Origin of the sequence: Methylobacterium organophilum (genome assembly GCF_022533465.1) — a bacterium.
In the GTDB taxonomy this organism is placed as follows: domain Bacteria; phylum Pseudomonadota; class Alphaproteobacteria; order Rhizobiales; family Beijerinckiaceae; genus Methylobacterium; species Methylobacterium organophilum.
In genome coordinates this window covers 683,457-700,674 of the sequence record NZ_CP092848.1, presented here as the reverse complement: position 1 = coordinate 700,674, position 17,218 = coordinate 683,457, and the positions used below count along the sequence as shown (strand labels likewise).

Sequence of the window (17,218 nt, the reverse complement as noted above, 5' to 3'; positions counted from 1 at the left end):
TTGGAATCGTTGGCGTAACCATTACGCAACGAGCCCGCAGATTTTCATGCTCGCGGGGATGGTACTCCTGTGTGGAGATGATCGCTGTGCAGCTTGGTGCTATGCACCCGCGCAAGTATCGTCGGCGTAGACACTTCCACCATGAATGGGACGATTGAGAACGGATTCGGGGATGGTTCGAGCGTTCTCTGTCACCGCTTCGACCCGCCCATAGGGGCCGATCCGGATGCGTTGGGGCTTGCCTGGCGTGAGCACATCGCCCCGGTCTTCGCGGTCAGTTGGGGGCCGGAGACCGATCTGTCGATCCCGATCGGGATGCGCAGCTACCATCTGGGCGAACTCATCGTCGGAGACGTGATCGCGCCGGCCCATGTCCTGGAGCGCTCGGCCGAGATGATCGAGCGGCAGGGGCTCGATCACATCCTGTTGCAGTTCTACCGGCGCGGACAGAGCCGGGTCGAGACCCGCGACCGGATCGAGTTGGTCACGGAGACGCAATGCGTCGTCTTCGATCTCGCCCAGCCCGTTCGCATCGTCGCCGATCCCGTCGATGCCACGAACCTCGTCATTCCCCGCGCCCTCCTGGAGGATCAGGGCTGCCGACTGGATGGCCTGCACGGCCATGCCTTCGACCATGGCGACGACTCGTTCGCGCGGCTGCTCCACGCATTCCTCGCCAATGTCGTGGCTTGTGGCGATTTGCTCCAGCCGCATGAGGCGGCCACCGCGGCGCGGGCGATCGCGCAGCTCTGCGGGACCTATCTGCGCGGACGCGACGGGAGCCCGCCTCCCCAGAAGCTCGAAGCGAGCATCAAGGTCCGGCGCTTCATCGAGCGGGAGCTTCACAATTTCGATCTGGGCCCGGCGATGATCGCGGCGCATCTGGGCCTGTCGCGCTCGACCCTGTATCGCCTCTTCACGGAGAGCGGCGGCGTCCTCGCCTATATCCGCGACCGTCGCCTCATGCGGGCGATGCGGATCCTCGTCCGAGGGGAGGGGGGGCGCCCGCTGCGGATCTCGCAGCTCGCCTACACGGTCGGCTTTTCGGACGACAAGACGTTCCGGCGGGCCTTCCGGCGTCGCTTCGGCTTCATTCCCAGCGAGACCAGCGGCTACCACCTGGGGCTCGACGACCGCCGGGCCGGCATGCCCGTTCTGCGAAGCTGGATCGAGAATCTGTGAGCGGCGGCGGAGCCGCTCGCGGATCGGCACCGATGCTCGGCGGATCCGTGACATGAACGAACGTCCCGGGCGTGAGCCCGGGACGTCTTTCGGTTCAGCGGCCAGGTGATCGGGGCTGGGGACGCTTTCGCCGAAGGCTGTCGAGCCGGTTCGGCTCAGTAGCTGCCGAACTTGTAGTTCACGCCGGCGCGCACGACGGCGAAGTCGTCGCCGAGGGAGCGGCGGTCGGGGGTGCGCAGGTAGAGGTCGCCCGTGACGGTGTTGACGGCGAGGAGGGCGGTGCCCTGGTTGCGCTGGACGTTCACGTAGAGGCCTTCCACCTTCAGGGTCACGGCGGACGACTTGAAGAAGTTCAGGAAGGAGTCGGTCGGGAGGGCGTATTCGACGCCGCCGCCCACGGTCCAGCCGGTCCGCATCTGGGCGTTGTCGGTGGCGCCGAAGTAGCGCTTCTCGCTGCCGCCGCCATAGGCGTAGCCGCCGGTCGCGTAGACGAGGGTGCGGTCGAAGGCGTAGCCGAGGCGGCCGCGCACGGTCCCGAAATACTCCATGCCCGCCGTGGCCCGCGGATCGAAGAAGACCGTGTTCGGGTTCAGGACGGTGCCGGGACCGGCGAGCACGCCGGAGCGGCGGCGTCCGGCATCGAGATACTGCGCGTCCGCCTCGACGCCGACCACGAAGCCGCTGCCGGGGGTGAACTGGTAGTTGGCGCCGACCTGCAGACCGCCGGTGAAGCCGTTCTGGCCCCGGTTGTTGAAGCCGAACGTGCCCCCGACCGTGCCGATATCGGAATCGTCGATCAGGAAGGCGGCGTTCCGCTTGCTGCTCTCACGGGTGGTGAAGGCGTAGCCGGCATTGCCGCCGAGATAGAAGCCGGTCCAGGTGAACACCGGAACCGGGGTGAAGACCGGCGGCGCGGCGCGCCGCGGCAGATCGGCCGCGAAGGCGGATCCGCAAGCAACGATTGCAGCAGATGCAGAGATAAAACCGTATTTATACATGGACTGTGCCCTGGTTTTTCAGCACAGATTGAATGACAGACCCCCTGTGGAAAGTCTGTAGCATTCCAGCAACGTCGCGATTGGGGGCGACGGCTTGGGACTCTGAGCATAGCTTTTGGGATTCGCGACGGACGGCGACCCAGGCGCTTGCTCTTGTCTCGGAAGTCCATGTCTGGTCGGCGGGTTCTGCGCCGCGGCGCGGCCCTCACCTTGCCCCCGGCCGCCCTCATTCTGAAGCGAGGGCCTGCCGATCCGTCCAATTCGAAACCAGTAGTTCAGGTTGCATATCGGACGTCGATTTGCGGGCTTAAATTGTGCGTCTGTGCTGTGGTCGAACTTCTGCGCGCCTCGGAGGGCGGGGCGCGGCCGGTGCGGCGGCGATTCGGTCAAAGATGAACACGCCCGCCGCTGCGAAGCGGGCGGGCCGAAACGCTGAGGCTGGAGATAGCCCTTGCTTACCGATGGATGTTGTTCCGCTTGGATATCGTCGTCTTGCCGCGTTTTCCCTCGATATTGCAGGAATAGTCGACGGTCTTGGCACCGTTGCGGACGCCACGCTGGAGCTCGTTGAATACAGTGAATTCGCTGAAGGGCGGCCGGGCGCCGCCGCTGACCGGCTCGAGCGCATCGTCGTTCAGGCGAACCGGTGCATTCTGCTCAGCGGAATTAGTCGTCATGATAATACCTCTGATTGATGATCCGAAAAGTTGCTCGCCTTTCAGACGAGATCTACCCTAGCCGAGGGATGTTTCGTCATTCTTACGTCGGATCCGCAAAATTATCATCAATGTGCGGCGGCTGATGTATCGTTAATGCGTTCTTTTGTTGTTCGTTATAGCAGGAAATACAAGTCAAGATTGCCGTCTGGGCGATTGAAGGGCTCGCGAAGGAGGCACGGATCATGCCGGTGGCCGCCGGTGCCTTCGCGATCCCGTCCGGGATCGGGCTTCCGGAAGGAGCGTACCCCGAGCCGATCCCGCCCTGTGCGGTGAGGACGGCTCTCTGCGCCAAAGGACGATGGCGGCGCGTGTGACGACGGCCACGTCGTTGCGCGCGGTCTTCTCGCCGGAGGAGCGGCGCGGCGGAACGGCCCGCGCTTGGCACAGCGGCGCTCGATCAGGGGCGCGCCGTGCAGAGGTCGTGGTCGCGGGCAGGCTTGCGGGTGCGGGAAGGATTGTTCGGAAGGCCGGTCTTCGCGCGCTTGCCGCCGTGAGGGCATAGCGGACCGGACGTCCAATCGGACTTGATCGTCCGACCCGGCCGATTGGTCGGACGGTCGGAAAGTGCGTGAGGGCGCCTAACCGAAAGCCTTGTTCATGTCGCGGGCGATGAAGGCGGCCCAAGCGGTTGCGACGATCACGGTTGCCAGTGGGATGGCGAGGGCGAGAACGATTTTGAGGTCCATGATCGCTCTTCCGGAAATCGGGCTGCCATCGGCGGAGGGGGGCATCCTGACGAGGAGCCCGGATGCGGCACCGGAGACGATGCGGCGGTCCGTCGTGCGGGGCCTGCACGGCACTGCGATGGTGAGCGCCCCGGAGGCGGTCGGCTTCCGGGGCGGTGTCGACGTCGCGGCCAGGTTGATCGGGCTGGGGATGCGACGCTCGAACGAAGGATGCCTTCGCTGTGACGGCGGCCGGCTGAGGCAGGATCGGCCCCGGGCCGGGCTGCCGCGCGGGCGGGGCCGCCCGCGCGGGTTCCGTCTCAGTAGCTGCCGAACTTGTAGTTCAGGCCGGCCCGCACGACGGCGAACTCGGTCTTGGCCGCGGCACCGTTGAGGTAGGCGACGCCGTTCGGGGGGAGCAGGCTGTCGATGAACGTGCCGCTGGCGGTTTTCTTCTGGCGGTCGAAGTTCACGTAGAGACCTTCGACCTTGAGCGTCACGGCGGACGAGCGGAAGAAGTTCAGGGCCGAGTCGATGGGCAGGGCATACTCGACGCCGCCGCCGACCGCGTAGCCGGTGCGGAAGCTGTTGCGGAAGTTCCGGCCGGCGAAGGTCTGATCGTCCTGGCCCGAGCCGTAGGCGTAGCCGCCGGTGGCGTAGACGAGGGTGCGGTCGAAGGCGTAGCCGAGGCGGCCTCGGGCGGTGCCGAAATAGTCCAGTCCCTTGCCGCTGGTGGCGACGTAGGCGTACGGCGCCGAGAAGGCGAAGCCGGGGGTGCCGGTGATGCCATAGTCGGGGGTGATCCGCGTGCGGCGGGCGAAGTCGACGTACTGGGCGTCGGCCTCGACGCCGATCACCACCCCCGAGCCGGGCGTGAACTGGTAATTGTAGCCGATCTGGGCGCCACCGCTGAAGCCGTTGTTCTTGTTGCGATCCTTGACGCTGATCACGGCGTCCGTGTCGGGCGAGTTGTCCAGGGTGCCACGGCGCAGGGCGTAGTTGGTGGTGCTGCGGCTGCTGGCGTCGAAGCCGTAGCCGGCGTTCACGCCGAGGTAGAAGCCGGTCCAGGTGAAGACCGGGACCGGGGTGAAGACCTGCGGCGGGGGCGGTGCGGCGCGGCGCGGCAGGTCGGCGGCGGAAGCCGCGGTGGTGAGGGCGGTGAATGCAACCAGGGATGTGAGGATCTTGCGCATGTCTGAACTGTTTCCGCTCCTAATTCATTGATGAAGCCGGTTTATCAGATCTGTATCGACAAGTATGTAGCGACTTCGCAACACTTGAATTATGGGCCGTCTCTGGGATTTTATTGGTTAATGCTTGAATAATTACGGATATAAATCAAAAGTAGAGCGAAAATATTTGATGTTCCCTGAAAGTTGCGTGATGTGCCGGTCTGCGGAAGGCGGTGGCTCCCCGGTGCCCGCAAACCCGGGCCCTGCCACCATCCGCCACCGATCGCGCGACGCGGCCGGTGATCGGGCTTCCTGACGCGACGGCGGCAGCGTTCTGGGCCGGATGGGCGTCAAGGCCCGGAGCCAGGTTCGTCACGCGATCGAATAGCGCCCGGACAAGGGGCGTCCCGGCGAAGGCGCTGCCCGGCGGGGCAGTCCCGCGAATCCCATCACCGGAGGGCGCCCCGAAGCCCCGAAATCGTGAGTCGCTTGGGATCGGACAGCGTTACAGGTCAGACAATTGCAAGACTATCTGCGGGTTCGTGCAACCGACAATTGATAAACTGCGAAGAAATTACGCAGAAAAAGGCTCGTCTTTATGTGGATGCCAGTAAATTATCATTCATCTCGATTTTTCATGATTTCGTCAGGGGCTTCGGTGTTGTTTCTCCAAGCCATAGATAAGGGGCCCTCGATGCCGATGTCGTCACCCATTGCGTTCAACCATCGCCGTTCGGAAAACGGTGAGATGGGGCTGCGGCGTTCCGGCGCCGGCTTCGTGGGACTTGTCCTCGTTGGGGCCTGTGCGCTGACATTGTCCGCCTGCGTGTCGGCCAAGGAGCAGCGGGCCATGGATCAGGACAAATGTGTCGGGTTCGGCTTCGAGGCCGGGACGGATGCGTTCGCGCAATGCATGATGGGGGTGTCCCAGCAGAGAGACGCCCTTCGGCAGAACGAGCAACTGGCACGGCAGGCCCGCATCAGCGCCCAGAACCAGGAGGACGAGCGCCGGCGCGCACTCTACCGCGCCCTGAGCCAGCAGCGATCCGGCGACAAGAGTTTTCCGGTCTGTGGCGCCGGAAGCGGCGGCGGCCTCGACGTTCAAAGCGGAACCTGGGCCGGACCGAATTGTCGCGCCCGATAAGCCCGCGGCGTCAACGGCCGACGCGACAGACGCCGCGACGTGCGGTCCTATCGTCGGCCGGCACTGTGGCACGCGGCGTTACGTGCCGACCGTGCCGGTCGACGAGGATATCCGGAGCCGCGTCATCCTCGCCCCGGCGGCCGGACAGGGACGCTACGGATCTTCCCGCGTCACCGGGCTGCCGCTGAGTCGCCAAGACGGGGCGCCGATCCCGTCCATCGCCCCAGGCTCACCGTGGGAGACGGGCGCGGCGAGAGTGTCGACGGTCAGTTGCGCGGCGGGTGCCTACGGCAAGCGATCTTTTGCGCGCGGAAAGAGGCGCAAACCGTGATCGGTCTTTGGCAGAGCACCGGCAAGCGCATCCGGTCTCACGCGTCGCTGGGGTACCGGCCGCCCGCGCTCATCGCCGTCCAGGATCTGGCGTTCCAGCGACCCATGGCCACCGCCATGCAGGAGCCTTTCGATCGGTCCGGTCCAAAATGCCGGCTAGGTCGATCTTCTATGTTCCTGGAGAAATAAGGGACACAATTCCGGAGGATCTCAAATACATCAATCGCATACATGATGCGATGAGGTTGACGCGATGGTCGGGAGCATGGATCGGCGCGGCTTCCTGAAGGCATCGGCGGCCTTCGCCGCCGGCGCCTCGGCCGGTTTCGCCTGCATCGAGATCGCGCGGGCCGGGCCGATCGCGGTGCCGACCGTCGACACCCTCTCCCTCCGCGTCCTGATCGATTCCGCCCACGACCAGTTCCTGAAACCCTCGACCGTGCAGGGCGTGTTCCATCAGCCGCCGGGCAGCGGGCGCGGCAGCGATTACCGCAAGGTGCTGCACAACCAGTGGGGCCTCTCGCTCTTCGCGGAATCGAAGGCCGGCGACGAGGCCCGCACCATCCTGCTCGATTTCGGCTACAGCCCCGAGGCGCTGCTCAACAATATCGAGATCCTGAAGGTCGACCCGACCCAAGTCGATGCGCTGATCGTCAGCCACGGCCATCACGATCATTACGGCGGCCTGACCGGATTTCTCGACAGATACCGCAGCCGCCTCGCGCCCGACCTGAAGCTCTATGCCGGCGGCGAGGACAATTTCTGCCACCGCCTCAGCCCCAGCGGCGTGCAGGGCCAGTTCACGGATTTCGGCCAGCTCGACCGGCGCGAACTCGCCGCGCAGAGGATCGCGACCGTGCTGTGCGAGACGCCGACGGTGGTGGCCGGCCACGCCTTCACCACGGGCCCCATCAAGCGCGCCTCGATCGAGCGCATCCTGCCCAACACCTTCGTCGAGCGCGGCATCAAGGACGGGCTCGGCTGCGACGCGAGCCACTATGCGCCGGCGGAGCTCCAGGGGACGATCATCCCCGACGAACACGTCCACGAGCACGCGACCTGCTTCAACGTCCGCGGCAAGGGCCTGGTGGTGATCAGCTCCTGCGGCCATGTCGGCATCGTCAATTCGGTGCGGCAGGCGCAGGCGGTGTCCGGCATCGAGAAGGTCCACGCCATCGTCGGCGGCTTCCATCTCGGCCCGGCGCCGAAGGAGTATCTGAGCCAGGTCGTCGCCGAGATCGCCAAGCTCCAACCCGACGTCGTCATCCCGATGCATTGCAGCGGTCTGAACTTCGCCCTCGAAGCGCAGGCGCAATTGCCCGACCACGTCATCGTGCCGACCACGGGCAGCCGGCTGACCTTCGGTGCGTAGGGCCGGGCTCCAGGCGCTCCTCCTGCTCGGCCAGCTCTGCGGCGCGCCGGCCCTTCCGGCCCGGGCCGAGGAGGCGCCGCGTCGCTCGGCGGCGGAGTTGATGGACGTGCTGATGTGGAACCGGGAGCCGGTCGGCGGGCCCTTCGCCCTCGTCGACCAGGACGGGCGCCCGCGCACGGAGGCCGATTTCCGCGGCAAGCTGCGGATCGTCTATTTCGGTTACACCGGCTGTCCCGACGTGTGCCCGACCGATCTTATGGAGATCGCCCGTGCTCTGACCCTGCTCGGCGACGCGGCGGAGGCGATCCAGCCGGTCTTCGTCACCCTCGACCCCGCGCGCGACACGCCCGCCCATCTCGCGGAGTACCTGCCGAGCTTCCATCCCCGCCTGATCGGCCTGACGGGGAGCGCGGCGGCGATCCGGCAGGCGGCGGAGGCCTACAAGGTGTTCTACGAGCGGGTGGCGCGGCCGGACGGCGCGGACGCCATCGACCATTCCGCCTTCATCTACCTGATGGACCGCGCGGGCGGCTATCTCGGCTTCTTCCCGCCCGGCACCTCCGCCGAGCGCATGCTCACCATCATCCGGCCTCACCTGGGGAAGGGCTGACGGGCGCCGCCCCCGCGAAGGTGATGAACTGGGCCGAGGACCAGACCCGGCTTCCGTCGCGCTGGCGGCCGGAGAAATAGACCGGGCGGAAGCCGAAGGAGGCGTTCTCCGGCGCCACGACGATGTGGCCGGCCACGTCGCGGGGCAGCGGCCGCTCGGTCAGCCGCTCCAGCGCCAGGAACAGCTCCGTGCCGCCGAGCTCGCGCCGCAGGGCGCCCTGCTCCAGCAAGTCGCGCCCGCTGCAGTCCCAGTGAAAATCCGGCGCGTGCACGAAGGGGGCGGCCCGGCGCGGGTCGCCGACCTTCACGAAGCCGCCGATGGTCCCCTCGATGACGAAGCGGCACTGGTCCAGGTTGCCGATGTCGATCTCGATGGCGTCGCTGTCGCCATAGGTCTCGGAGCGGAAGGCGATCTCGGTGGGGCCGGCCCGCCACGCCGTCTCCTCGGCATGCTCGAAGCCCTGGGGCGTGAGACGGCGGATCGTGCCGTTGAGGATGCGGATGCGGCCTTCCCAGCTCGCCCAGCGATAGCGGTCGCGGATGCGCGCGCCGCCCCAGCGCAGGCGCACGAGGCGCTCCGAGTAGCCGAGCTCGGCGTGCAGGTCGCGCCGCCAGATCGGGCCGGTCTGGTCGTGGGCCGTCAGTTCCTCCCAGCCGGCCTCGCCGAGGAAGCGGTAATCGAGCCGCGCCGGGCCATCCTGCACGAAGGCGTCGCCCTGGATATGGTCGCCGCAGCGCACGAGGAGGGCGCTGCGCTCGCCGGTCGTGGCGAAGGTGCGCCGGGCCCGCAAGGCCCGGCCGACGGAGCGGCGGTCCAGGCTGTCCGACAGGATGCCGGTCAGGCCGCCGCGCACGCCGAAGACCTGCACGCCCGGCACGCCGCCGCCGGGCCGCCCGCGATGCTCGTCGCCGTTGGCGCAGACGCCGAGCCGGTAGCCCCGCGCGATCACGTCCCGGTAGAGCCACTCGAACTGCCCCCAGGCGGAGGCGATCTCGACGAGGCGCTCCAGCTCCGGATGATGCCAGTCCGGGATGTAGCGCCGGCCGCCGACATGGGGGATGACGAGGTGGTTCTCCGGGTCGTCGATATAGGCCGCCCAGAGATCCTCGACCGGCCAGCGCCCGACCTCGACGCCCGTGCCCTGCATGCTCTCGTTCCAGAGGAAGGTGCGGTTGTGCTCGCCGCGCCCGTTGAAGGGGAAGCCGGGCGGATCCTCCCCGAGGAAGAGCACCTGGTGGTCGCCGCCCGCGGTCGAGCTGCCGCACCATTCCTGCACGGCATAGGCCACGAACCGGCCGGGCGCGTCGAAGGCGCTCACCACCGCGACGCCCTGGCGCCAGGCCTCGTCGGTGATCTGGAAGTCGTTGGCGGTGTAGCCGTAGACGTCGACGCCGGCCACGTCGCGGGCATAGGCGGCGTTGTAGGCCGGGCTGTTGGTGCCGACCGTGTCATGAGCATGGACGTGGAGATCGCCGTAGAGCGCCCGCGGCACCGGGGCGTCGGCGAGCCCCGAGACGAAGGCCTCGCCCTCCAGCGGGTCGCGGGTGCCGGGGCGGACGACGCGGAGGCGCATCGTGCCGGAGACCGGCGGCAGGTCCTCGATCCGGAGGGCGGCCCACCCTTCCGCGGGCACCGCATGGCTCTGCTCGGAGACGATGCGGTCCCCGAGCGCGGCCGTCACGTCGAGGCGGCCGCCCTGGTCGCGGGCGATGTTGCCCCAGCGGTCGAGCAGCGCGACCGTGAGGGACGGCGCCACCCCCTCCGCCACGAAGCGGGGCGCGGCAAGCTGCAGCCGCTCCGGCGGCCCGGCGACGATCCGCACCACCGGGTCGCCCGGCACCGCGACGTAGCGGGAGGTGCCGAGCGGATCGACGTAGCAGCGGAAGCGGAAACCGTCCTCGACGAAGGTCTGGACCCGGGTGCCGGGGCCGCCGGCCCGCCGGTCGCCGAGGCGGAGGACGATGCGGTCGCCGGCATTGAGATAGCCGTCGACCACGTCAACGATCACCGCCTTCTGGAAGGGCCGCTCGTGCCCCTTCTGGTCGAAGCGCACGCTGAGCGACTGGACGGTGGCGGGGGATTGCCCGGGGGCGAGCGGGCCGGCCTCGTATTCGGCGCTGACATAGTTGGCGGCGGCCGGATCCGCCGTCTGGAACAGGGCCCAGTCCGAGTAGAACTTGAAGGTCGCCTTGAAGGTGGCCCCGTCGGCGATGCCGCAGGCGCCGACCTCGTAGGTCAGCACCACCTCGTGCCAGCTCCCCGCCACCAGGGTGTCGTGGCTGCAATGGACGCTGCCCAGGAAGGGCCGCGCCTTGATCGCCGCGTAGAGCCCGGCCGGCGCCACATGCTCGCCCAGCCGCGCCCTGCCTTCGCCCTCGTCCCGCATCGGTTCCGGTTCTCGTCCAAGAGGTCTGTGCCGGCGCTATAGCGATCTTCTTTGGAGAAGTCTTGCGCCGCCGCATGACATGTTCATAATACAAGTAGATCTAAACAGATCTTTCGGCATTTCTCTAAAATAAAGAACGATCATGTCGTCTCGACCGCTCCGGTGGGCAATTCTTCTGTTCGGTGTGCTGGGATTCTCCGTGGCCGCGCGGGCGCAGGATCTGGCGGTGCGGATCGGGGCGATCCCGGTTCTCGGCGCGGCGCCGCTCTACGTGGCCGAGCGGGAGGGCTGGCTGAGCGCCGGCGGGCTCAAGCCCACCATCACCCTGTTCGATTCCGGGCCGAACGCGGTTCAGGCCGCGGCCAGCGGCACCGTCGACATCTACGTGGCCGGCGTCACCCCGGTGGCGATCGGCCGGGAGCGCGGCGTCGATCTGCGCGTCGTGGCCGCGACCGCGACCGGCGAGAACGTGCTCGTCGCCGGCGCGAAGCTCGGCAAGTGGCTGTCCGAGGGGGCAGCGCCCGCCGCGGCCTTCCGGCGCTTCCGGGAGGAGAATGGCCGGCCGGCCAAGATCGCCACGCAGCCCCTCGGCTCGATCCCCCACACGAATCTGAGCTTCTGGCTGCGGGAGATCCACAAGGTCGATCCCGCGGACGTGCAGGTCGTCACCCTCGGAATCGATGCGGCCCAGCAGGCGATCCTGTCGGGCGCGGTCGATGCCGCGACGGTGCGCGAGCCGGGCCTCACCATCATCCGGGAGCGCAACCCCGATCTCCGGCTGGTCGCCGGCGGCAACGACCTCTTCCCCGGGCAGCCGGGCACCGTGGTCGCCGTGCGCGGCGCCTTCCTGGAGCAGCACCCGGAGGCCGTGCGCCGCCTCGTCTCGGCGATCGTGCGGGCGGTGGATCTGCTCAAGCGGGAGCCGGCCCGGGCGCTGCCGGCGGTCGAGGCCGCCCTCGGCAAGGGCATCGTGAGCCAGGCGGTCTTCGCCAAGGCGCTGGCCTCGCCGGCGACGCAGTACGTGGCCGATCCGCGGACGATCGTGGAGGCCACGCGGGCGATGCTCGCTTTCCAGACGACGCTGGGCATCACCGAGAAGACGCCCTCCACCGACGGCCTGTTCGACGCGCGCTTCTTCGAGGCGACGCAGGCCGAAGCGGTCGCGAAATAGGGATCGCACAGGATGCGAGAGAACCGGCGCGCCTTCCTGCGCATGGCCGGCGGCACGCTCGCCGGAGCGGGCGCCGCGACACGGGCGTTCGCCGAGGGCGAGGGCCCCCTGGAGGTTCCGTCCTGGACGAAGGAGCAGGGGGCGACCGCCCCCGGCTATGGCCGCCCCGCCCCGGGCGAGGCCCTCGCCCGCTACCCGAGGCTTCCGCCGGCCTTTCCAGGCGCGGTCGCCACGGTGACGCCCCTGCAGGGGCTGCACGGCATCATCACGCCGAACGGCCTGCATTACGAGCGCCACCATGCCGGCATCCCGGCGGTCGACCCCGACCGGCATCGCCTCGTGGTCCACGGGCTGGTGGAGCGGCCTCTCGTCCTGACGATGGACGACCTCGTCCGTTTCCCCGCCGTGTCGCGGCTGCATTTTCTCGAATGCTCCGGCAACACGCCCTGGCTCGGGGCCAGGCCCGATTGGACGGTGCAGGACAGCCACGGCCTGATGTCCTGCGCGGAATGGACCGGCGTCGAACTGGCGACGGTGCTCGCCGAGGTGGGGGTGAAGCCGGGAGCGGCCTGGATCCTCGCCGAGGGGGCGGATGCCTGCGCCATGAGCCGGTCGATCCCGCTCGAGGCCGCGCTCGACGGGGCGATCCTGGCCTATGCCCAGAACGGCGAGCGCCTGCGGCCGGAGCAGGGCTATCCCCTGCGCCTGTTCCTGCCCGGTCTCGAAGGAAACCTGAGCATCAAGTGGCTGCGCCGCCTGAAGGTCGGCGACCAGCCGTTCCAGACGCGCGAGGAGACCTCGAAATACACCGACCTGATGCCGGACGGCAGCGCACGCCAGTTCACCTTCGTGATGGAGGCGAAATCCGTCATCACGGCGCCCTCCGGCGGCCAGCGTCTGCGCGCCCCCGGCTTCCACGAGATCCGCGGCCTCGCCTGGACCGGGCGGGGGAAGATCGCCGGCGTCGACGTCTCGACGGATGGAGGGGCCTCCTGGCGTCCGGCCTCCCTCGAAGGGCCGGTGCGGCCGCGCTGCTTCACGCGCTTCCGCCTGCCCTGGCGCTGGGAGGGCGGCCCCGCCCGGCTCCTCAGCCGGGCGCGGGACGAGACCGGCTACGTGCAGCCGAGCCGGGACGCCCTCGTCTCCGTGCGGGGCACGCGCTCCTACTATCACAACAACGCCGTGTTCGGCTGGAGCGTCGCGCAAGGGGGCGCGGTCACCCATGCGGCGTGAGTTCCTGGCCCTCCTGTTCGGCCTCGTACTCGGCCGACCGGCCCTCGCCGAGCCCGCCGGCCCGCTCGGCCTCGGCCATCCGGCGAGCCCGGAGCAGATCGCCGCCTGGGACATCGAGGCGCGCCCCGACGGGCAGGGCCTGCCCCCCGGGCGCGGCAGCGTGTGGGAGGGGGCGAGCCTCTTCGCGGCGCGTTGCGCCGGCTGCCACGGCGCCCGCGGCGAGGGCGGCCCAGCGGACGCCCTCGCGGGCGGGCAGGGCAGCCTCGCCACGGCCAAGCCGCTGCGCACGGTCGGCAGCTTCTGGCCCTACGCCACGACGCTCTTCGACTACGTGCGCCGCGCCATGCCCTTCGACGCGCCCCAATCGCTGTCCGCCGGCGAGACCTACGCGGTGAGCGCCTACGTGCTGCACCTCAACGGCCTGCTGCCGGAGGAGGCGAGCCTCGATGCGGCGAGCCTGCCGAAGGTCGCCATGCCGAACCGCGGCGGCTTCACCGCCGATCCGCGCCCGGACGTGCCGGCCGGCCGCTGACGTTTCCCGACGAACCCCACGATCGCCATGACCCTGACCAGACGGACCTTCGCGACGGCGCTCGCCGCCGGCCTCTCCCTCGGATCCCTGCGCCCGGCCCGGGCCGGGCAGACCGTGCGCGTGAGCTTCCAGCGCTCCTCGACCCTGCTCACCGTGCTCAAGGTGAAGGGCATCCTCGAAGAGCGCCTCGGCGCGCAGGGCTTCGGGGTGAGCTGGCACCAGTTCACCAAGGTGATCGAGCCGATGAACACCGGCGCCGTCGATCTCCACGCGGATGTCGCGGACGCCGTGCCGATCTTCACGCAATCGGCCCATGCCCCGCTGACCTTCTACGCGATGGAGGCGGGCTCGCCCCGGGCCGAGGCGATCATCGTGCCCGACGAATCCCCGATCCGCTCGATCGCCGATCTGAAGGGGCGCGTGGTCGGCGTCTCCAAGGGCTCCGGCTGCCACTTCATCCTCGCCGCCGCCCTCAAGCGGGCGGGCCTGAGTTTCTCCGACATCAGGCCGGCCTATCTGGAGGCGGCGGACGGCGCGGCGGCCTTCGCCCAGGGCGGCCTCGACGCCTGGGTGATCTGGGACCCGTTCCTGGCGATCGTGCAGGCCAAGCGCCCGGTGCGGGTGCTCGCCGATGCGACCGGCCTGTCGAGCTACAACCGCTACTACACGGTCACCGACGGCTTCGCCGCCGCCCATCCGGAGGTCGTCGCCACGGTCTTCTCCGCCCTGGTCGAGGCCGGGGAATGGGTGAAAGCCAATCCGAAGGAGGCCGTCGCCCTGCTCGCCCCGCTCTGGGGCGACCTGCCGCCGGAGGTCGTGGCCACGGTGAATGCGCGGCGCAGCTATCGGGTCACGGCGGTCGATCGGGCGGCGCTCTCCGAGCAGCAGGCCATCGCCGACACCTTCCTGGAAGCCGGGCTGATCCCGCGGCGGCTCGACACCGCCGCAGTCCGGATCTGGCAGCCGCCGGCGGGGCGGGGCTGAGCCATGCCGCAGGCGACGACGCCTCCCCTCCGCTTCGGGATCTGGGCCCCCGTCCACGGCTCGCGCGCCGCCCGCCACGATCCCGACGAGCCGCACGACGCCTCCTGGGCGCGCAACCGCGCCCTCGTGCTGGAAGCGGAGGCGCTGGGCTACGATTCCGTGCTCGTCGCCCAGCACACGGTGAACCCCTACGACGAGACCCGCGATCAGCTGGAAGCCTGGACGGCCTGCGCCGCCCTCGCCGCCGTGACGCGGCGGATCGAGATCATCGGCGCCATCAAGCCGGGGCTCTACCACCCGGTCGTGCTCGCCAAGATGGCGCTCCAGATCGAGCATGTCAGCGCCGGCCGCTTCGGCCTGAACCTCGTCAATGCCTGGAACCGTGCCGAATTCGAGCGGGCCGGCCTGCCGTTCCCGGACCATGACGAGCGCTATGCCTATGGCCGCGAATGGATCGCCCTGGTCGACCGGCTGATGCGCGGCGAGCGCGTACGCTTCGAGGGGCGGCATTTCCGGGTGGAGGACTATCAGCTCAAGCCCGCCGGCACCTATCGGGCGCGGCCCACGATCTATGTCGGGGGCGAATCCGAGCCGGCCCGCGCGCTGGTGGCCGATCACGGCGACGTCTGGTTCATCAACGGCCAGCCCCTCGAGGCGGTCGCCGACCTCATCGCCGACCTGGCGCGGCGGCCGGCGGCGGCGGGCCGCCTGCGCTACGGCCTCTCGGCCTTCGTGATCGCGCGGGAGACGGACGAGGCGGCACAGGCCGAGTTCGCCCGGCTGCTGGCTCTCAGCCGCCGCGACGAGGGCCTGCGGGCCGAGACCCGGGCGCGAACCGATGCGGCGAGCGTGATGTTCGCCAAGACGGATGCGGCGGCCGCCCACCATGTCGGCACCAATGGCGGCACCGCCGCCGGGCTGGTGGGCAGCTACGCGGCGGTGGCCGCGCGCATCCGCGCCTTTCACGCGGCGGGGATCGAGCTGTTCATGCTGCAGTTCCAGCCCTTCGAGGCCGAGATGCGCCGCTTCGCCGCCGAGGTGCTTCCGCGGGTGCGGGGCTGAGGCGGCGGGAAGGGCCGGATCCGATCGTGGCCTTCGGCGCGAGACCCCGCGCCCTCAGGCCGTGCCGACGCGGTACTCGCGGGGCGGCCGGGTGCCGTTGAGGGCGAAGGCACCGACGCTGCGCTCGCGGTAGATCCGCGGGTTGTGCGAGGTCAGCGTGCGGGCGTTGCGCCAGTGGCGGTCGAGCCCGTGCTCGGCCTTCACGGCGGAGGCGCCGAGCGCGTCGAACAGCACGGTGGTGGCTTCCAGGACGAGGTTCGTCACCACGGTGACGGCCTGGTTGACCTCGATATCGGCCAGGGTAGCGGCCGGTTCGGCCGCGTCCCGCCCCTGGGCCTGGGCCGCCTCGAAGGCGCGCTGCACGCTCTCGGCCGCCTTCAGCACGATGGCGCCCGCGGCATAGGCGTTCCCGCGCACCCGGCCGACCACCGCCTGCACCTGCGGGTCGTCGGCCGTGCGCCCGGCATTGCCGTGGCTGTAGACCCGGGTCCGGGCCGCGACGAGCCGGGCCGCATCCTCCGCCGCCGCCCGGCCGATCCCGGTCAGCGTGGCCAGATGCACGAGCTGGAAGAAGGCCATCGCGTAGGGAAAGCGCGCCGTCTCCGGCTTGATCAGCTCCGGCGCCAGCACGACGCCCTCGAAGCGGGCGGTGCCGCTGGCGGTGAGCGCCTGTCCGAAGCCGTCCCAGTCGTCCTCGATGGTGACGCCGGGCGCGCGGGTCGGCACTGCCGCGACCACGGGCGCGCCGTCCTCGTCCTGCGCCGACAGGTGGATCCAGTCGGCGAACAGCGAGCCCGTCGTGTAGAATTTCCTGCCGTCCAGCACCCGCTCGCCGCCGCGGTGGCGCAGGACCGTGTCGAACTGCCCGACCTTGGCCGGTCCCGTCTCCGACACGCCGCTGCCGACCGTGTCGCCCGCCGCGAGCCGGGCGATCCAGCGGATCCGCCATTCGGGCGAGGCGGCGGTCAGCACGTCCTCGGTGAAGCCGAAATGGGCGCGCAGCGCGTTGGTGACGTTGGAATCGGCCGCCGAGAGTTCGATCAGCAGATTGAAGAGTTCGGGCAGGCTCGCGCCGATCCCGCCCGCTTCGGCGGGGACGCGCAGGGTGGTGAAGCCCGCTTCCTTGAGCCAGCCGAGCTCGGCATGGGGCCGGCGACGCTCGGCGTCCCGTGCGACGGCGCCGGCGCGGATCTCGGCGAAGACCGGCCGGAAGCGCGCCGCGAGCTCCTCGTAGCGTCCGCTCGGGCCGGCCCCCCAGCCCGCATCGATCTGCGACATCGTCCGGTTGTCCTCTGCTGCCCGCCCGAACCGCCAGGGCGGCCATCGGGCGCGGAAGGGCAACGAAATCGGCAATTCTCGCCGCAAGCTCAAGACAAACCATCCGGATTGCGGCGCACGCACGCGATTTTGAAAGATCTTTCTTTGGTGGGAGATCGATGAAGTTTGTTGTCCTTTTTCATCAGGATCAACGAAAATGACATTCTCGGTGCCGCCTCTCTTCAAAGGAAGAGCTTCGAGAAGGCACGGACCCGGCCGAGGCTGCGCGCCTCGGCTCTTCCTCAGACGCGATGCGGCGCCGCGGCGGTGTTGCCCCTCAACTTGCCGCTCAGGCAGGCATTCGATGGTTGCGATCCGGAGCGGAGAAGCAAACCTGCGAA

Annotated in this window: 14 protein-coding genes; 9 read left to right on the top strand and 5 right to left on the bottom strand. The window is 69.1% G+C overall.

Going from position 1 to position 17,218, the window contains the following annotated elements; genetic code table 11:
- Positions 1–141 precede the first annotated feature (141 nt).
- Positions 142–1,182, top strand: a complete 1,041-nt coding sequence (locus tag MMB17_RS03125) for a helix-turn-helix domain-containing protein (protein ID WP_241101044.1) — start codon at positions 142–144, stop codon at positions 1,180–1,182.
- Between the two features lie 155 nt (positions 1,183–1,337).
- Here the strand turns inward: MMB17_RS03125 and MMB17_RS03120 are convergent, their stop codons facing one another.
- From MMB17_RS03120 to MMB17_RS03110, 3 genes are all read right to left on the bottom strand, one after another.
- Positions 1,338–2,180: an outer membrane protein gene (locus MMB17_RS03120; protein WP_241101043.1), complete on the bottom strand. Its 843-nt coding sequence runs from the start codon at positions 2,178–2,180 to the stop codon at positions 1,338–1,340.
- A gap of 455 nt (positions 2,181–2,635) precedes the next feature.
- A complete protein-coding gene (locus MMB17_RS03115) occupies positions 2,636–2,857 on the bottom strand; it encodes a hypothetical protein (protein ID WP_241101042.1) in 222 nt (73 codons plus the stop codon).
- Between the two features lie 1,027 nt (positions 2,858–3,884).
- Positions 3,885–4,757 carry an outer membrane protein gene (locus MMB17_RS03110; RefSeq protein ID WP_241101041.1) on the bottom strand — a complete coding sequence of 291 codons (873 nt, stop codon included), beginning with the start codon at positions 4,755–4,757 and terminating at the stop codon, positions 3,885–3,887.
- Positions 4,758–5,436: 679 nt separating this feature from the next.
- On the opposite strand from MMB17_RS03110, the gene MMB17_RS03105 reads away from it, so the two are divergent.
- From MMB17_RS03105 to MMB17_RS03095, 3 genes are all read left to right on the top strand, one after another.
- Complete coding sequence (locus MMB17_RS03105) at positions 5,437–5,880, top strand: hypothetical protein (protein ID WP_241101040.1); 444 nt, start codon at positions 5,437–5,439, stop codon at positions 5,878–5,880.
- Positions 5,881–6,463: 583 nt separating this feature from the next.
- Positions 6,464–7,582, top strand: coding sequence for an MBL fold metallo-hydrolase (locus MMB17_RS03100; RefSeq protein WP_241101039.1), 1,119 nt, complete (start codon positions 6,464–6,466; stop codon positions 7,580–7,582).
- Positions 7,575–8,192 carry an SCO family protein gene (locus tag MMB17_RS03095; RefSeq protein ID WP_420847322.1) on the top strand — a complete coding sequence of 206 codons (618 nt, stop codon included), beginning with the start codon at positions 7,575–7,577 and terminating at the stop codon, positions 8,190–8,192. Before MMB17_RS03100 ends, MMB17_RS03095 begins: the two co-directional genes overlap by 8 nt.
- Here the strand turns inward: MMB17_RS03095 and MMB17_RS03090 are convergent.
- Entirely contained in the window at positions 8,164–10,578 is a 2,415-nt protein-coding gene (locus MMB17_RS03090; RefSeq protein WP_241101038.1) for a hypothetical protein, read from the bottom strand. The two genes, MMB17_RS03095 and MMB17_RS03090, sit on opposite strands and share 29 nt — an antisense overlap.
- Positions 10,579–10,720: 142 nt before the next feature.
- On the opposite strand from MMB17_RS03090, the gene MMB17_RS03085 reads away from it, so the two are divergent.
- Genes MMB17_RS03085 through MMB17_RS03065 form a run of 5 tightly spaced genes read left to right on the top strand, consistent with a single transcriptional unit; the run spans position 10,721 to position 15,560 of the window.
- Complete coding sequence (locus tag MMB17_RS03085) at positions 10,721–11,749, top strand: ABC transporter substrate-binding protein (RefSeq protein ID WP_338041758.1); 1,029 nt, start codon at positions 10,721–10,723, stop codon at positions 11,747–11,749.
- A 12-nt stretch (positions 11,750–11,761) separates the two neighbouring features.
- Positions 11,762–12,982: a sulfite dehydrogenase gene (gene soxC, locus MMB17_RS03080; protein ID WP_238311934.1), complete on the top strand. Its 1,221-nt coding sequence runs from the start codon at positions 11,762–11,764 to the stop codon at positions 12,980–12,982.
- On the top strand, positions 12,972–13,514 hold the full coding sequence (locus MMB17_RS03075; RefSeq protein WP_241101036.1) for a c-type cytochrome: 543 nt from the start codon (positions 12,972–12,974) through the stop codon (positions 13,512–13,514). The genes soxC and MMB17_RS03075 overlap by 11 nt, the downstream gene beginning before the upstream one ends.
- Positions 13,515–13,541: 27 nt before the next feature.
- On the top strand, positions 13,542–14,498 hold the full coding sequence (locus tag MMB17_RS03070; RefSeq protein WP_241101035.1) for an aliphatic sulfonate ABC transporter substrate-binding protein: 957 nt from the start codon (positions 13,542–13,544) through the stop codon (positions 14,496–14,498).
- 3 nt (positions 14,499–14,501) lie between these two features.
- Entirely contained in the window at positions 14,502–15,560 is a 1,059-nt protein-coding gene (locus MMB17_RS03065) for an LLM class flavin-dependent oxidoreductase (RefSeq protein ID WP_238311931.1), read from the top strand.
- Between the two features lie 54 nt (positions 15,561–15,614).
- On the opposite strand, the gene MMB17_RS03060 is transcribed toward MMB17_RS03065, so the two are convergent.
- Positions 15,615–16,838, bottom strand: a complete 1,224-nt coding sequence (locus tag MMB17_RS03060) for an acyl-CoA dehydrogenase family protein (protein WP_241101034.1) — start codon at positions 16,836–16,838, stop codon at positions 15,615–15,617.
- Positions 16,839–17,218: the final 380 nt, after the last annotated feature.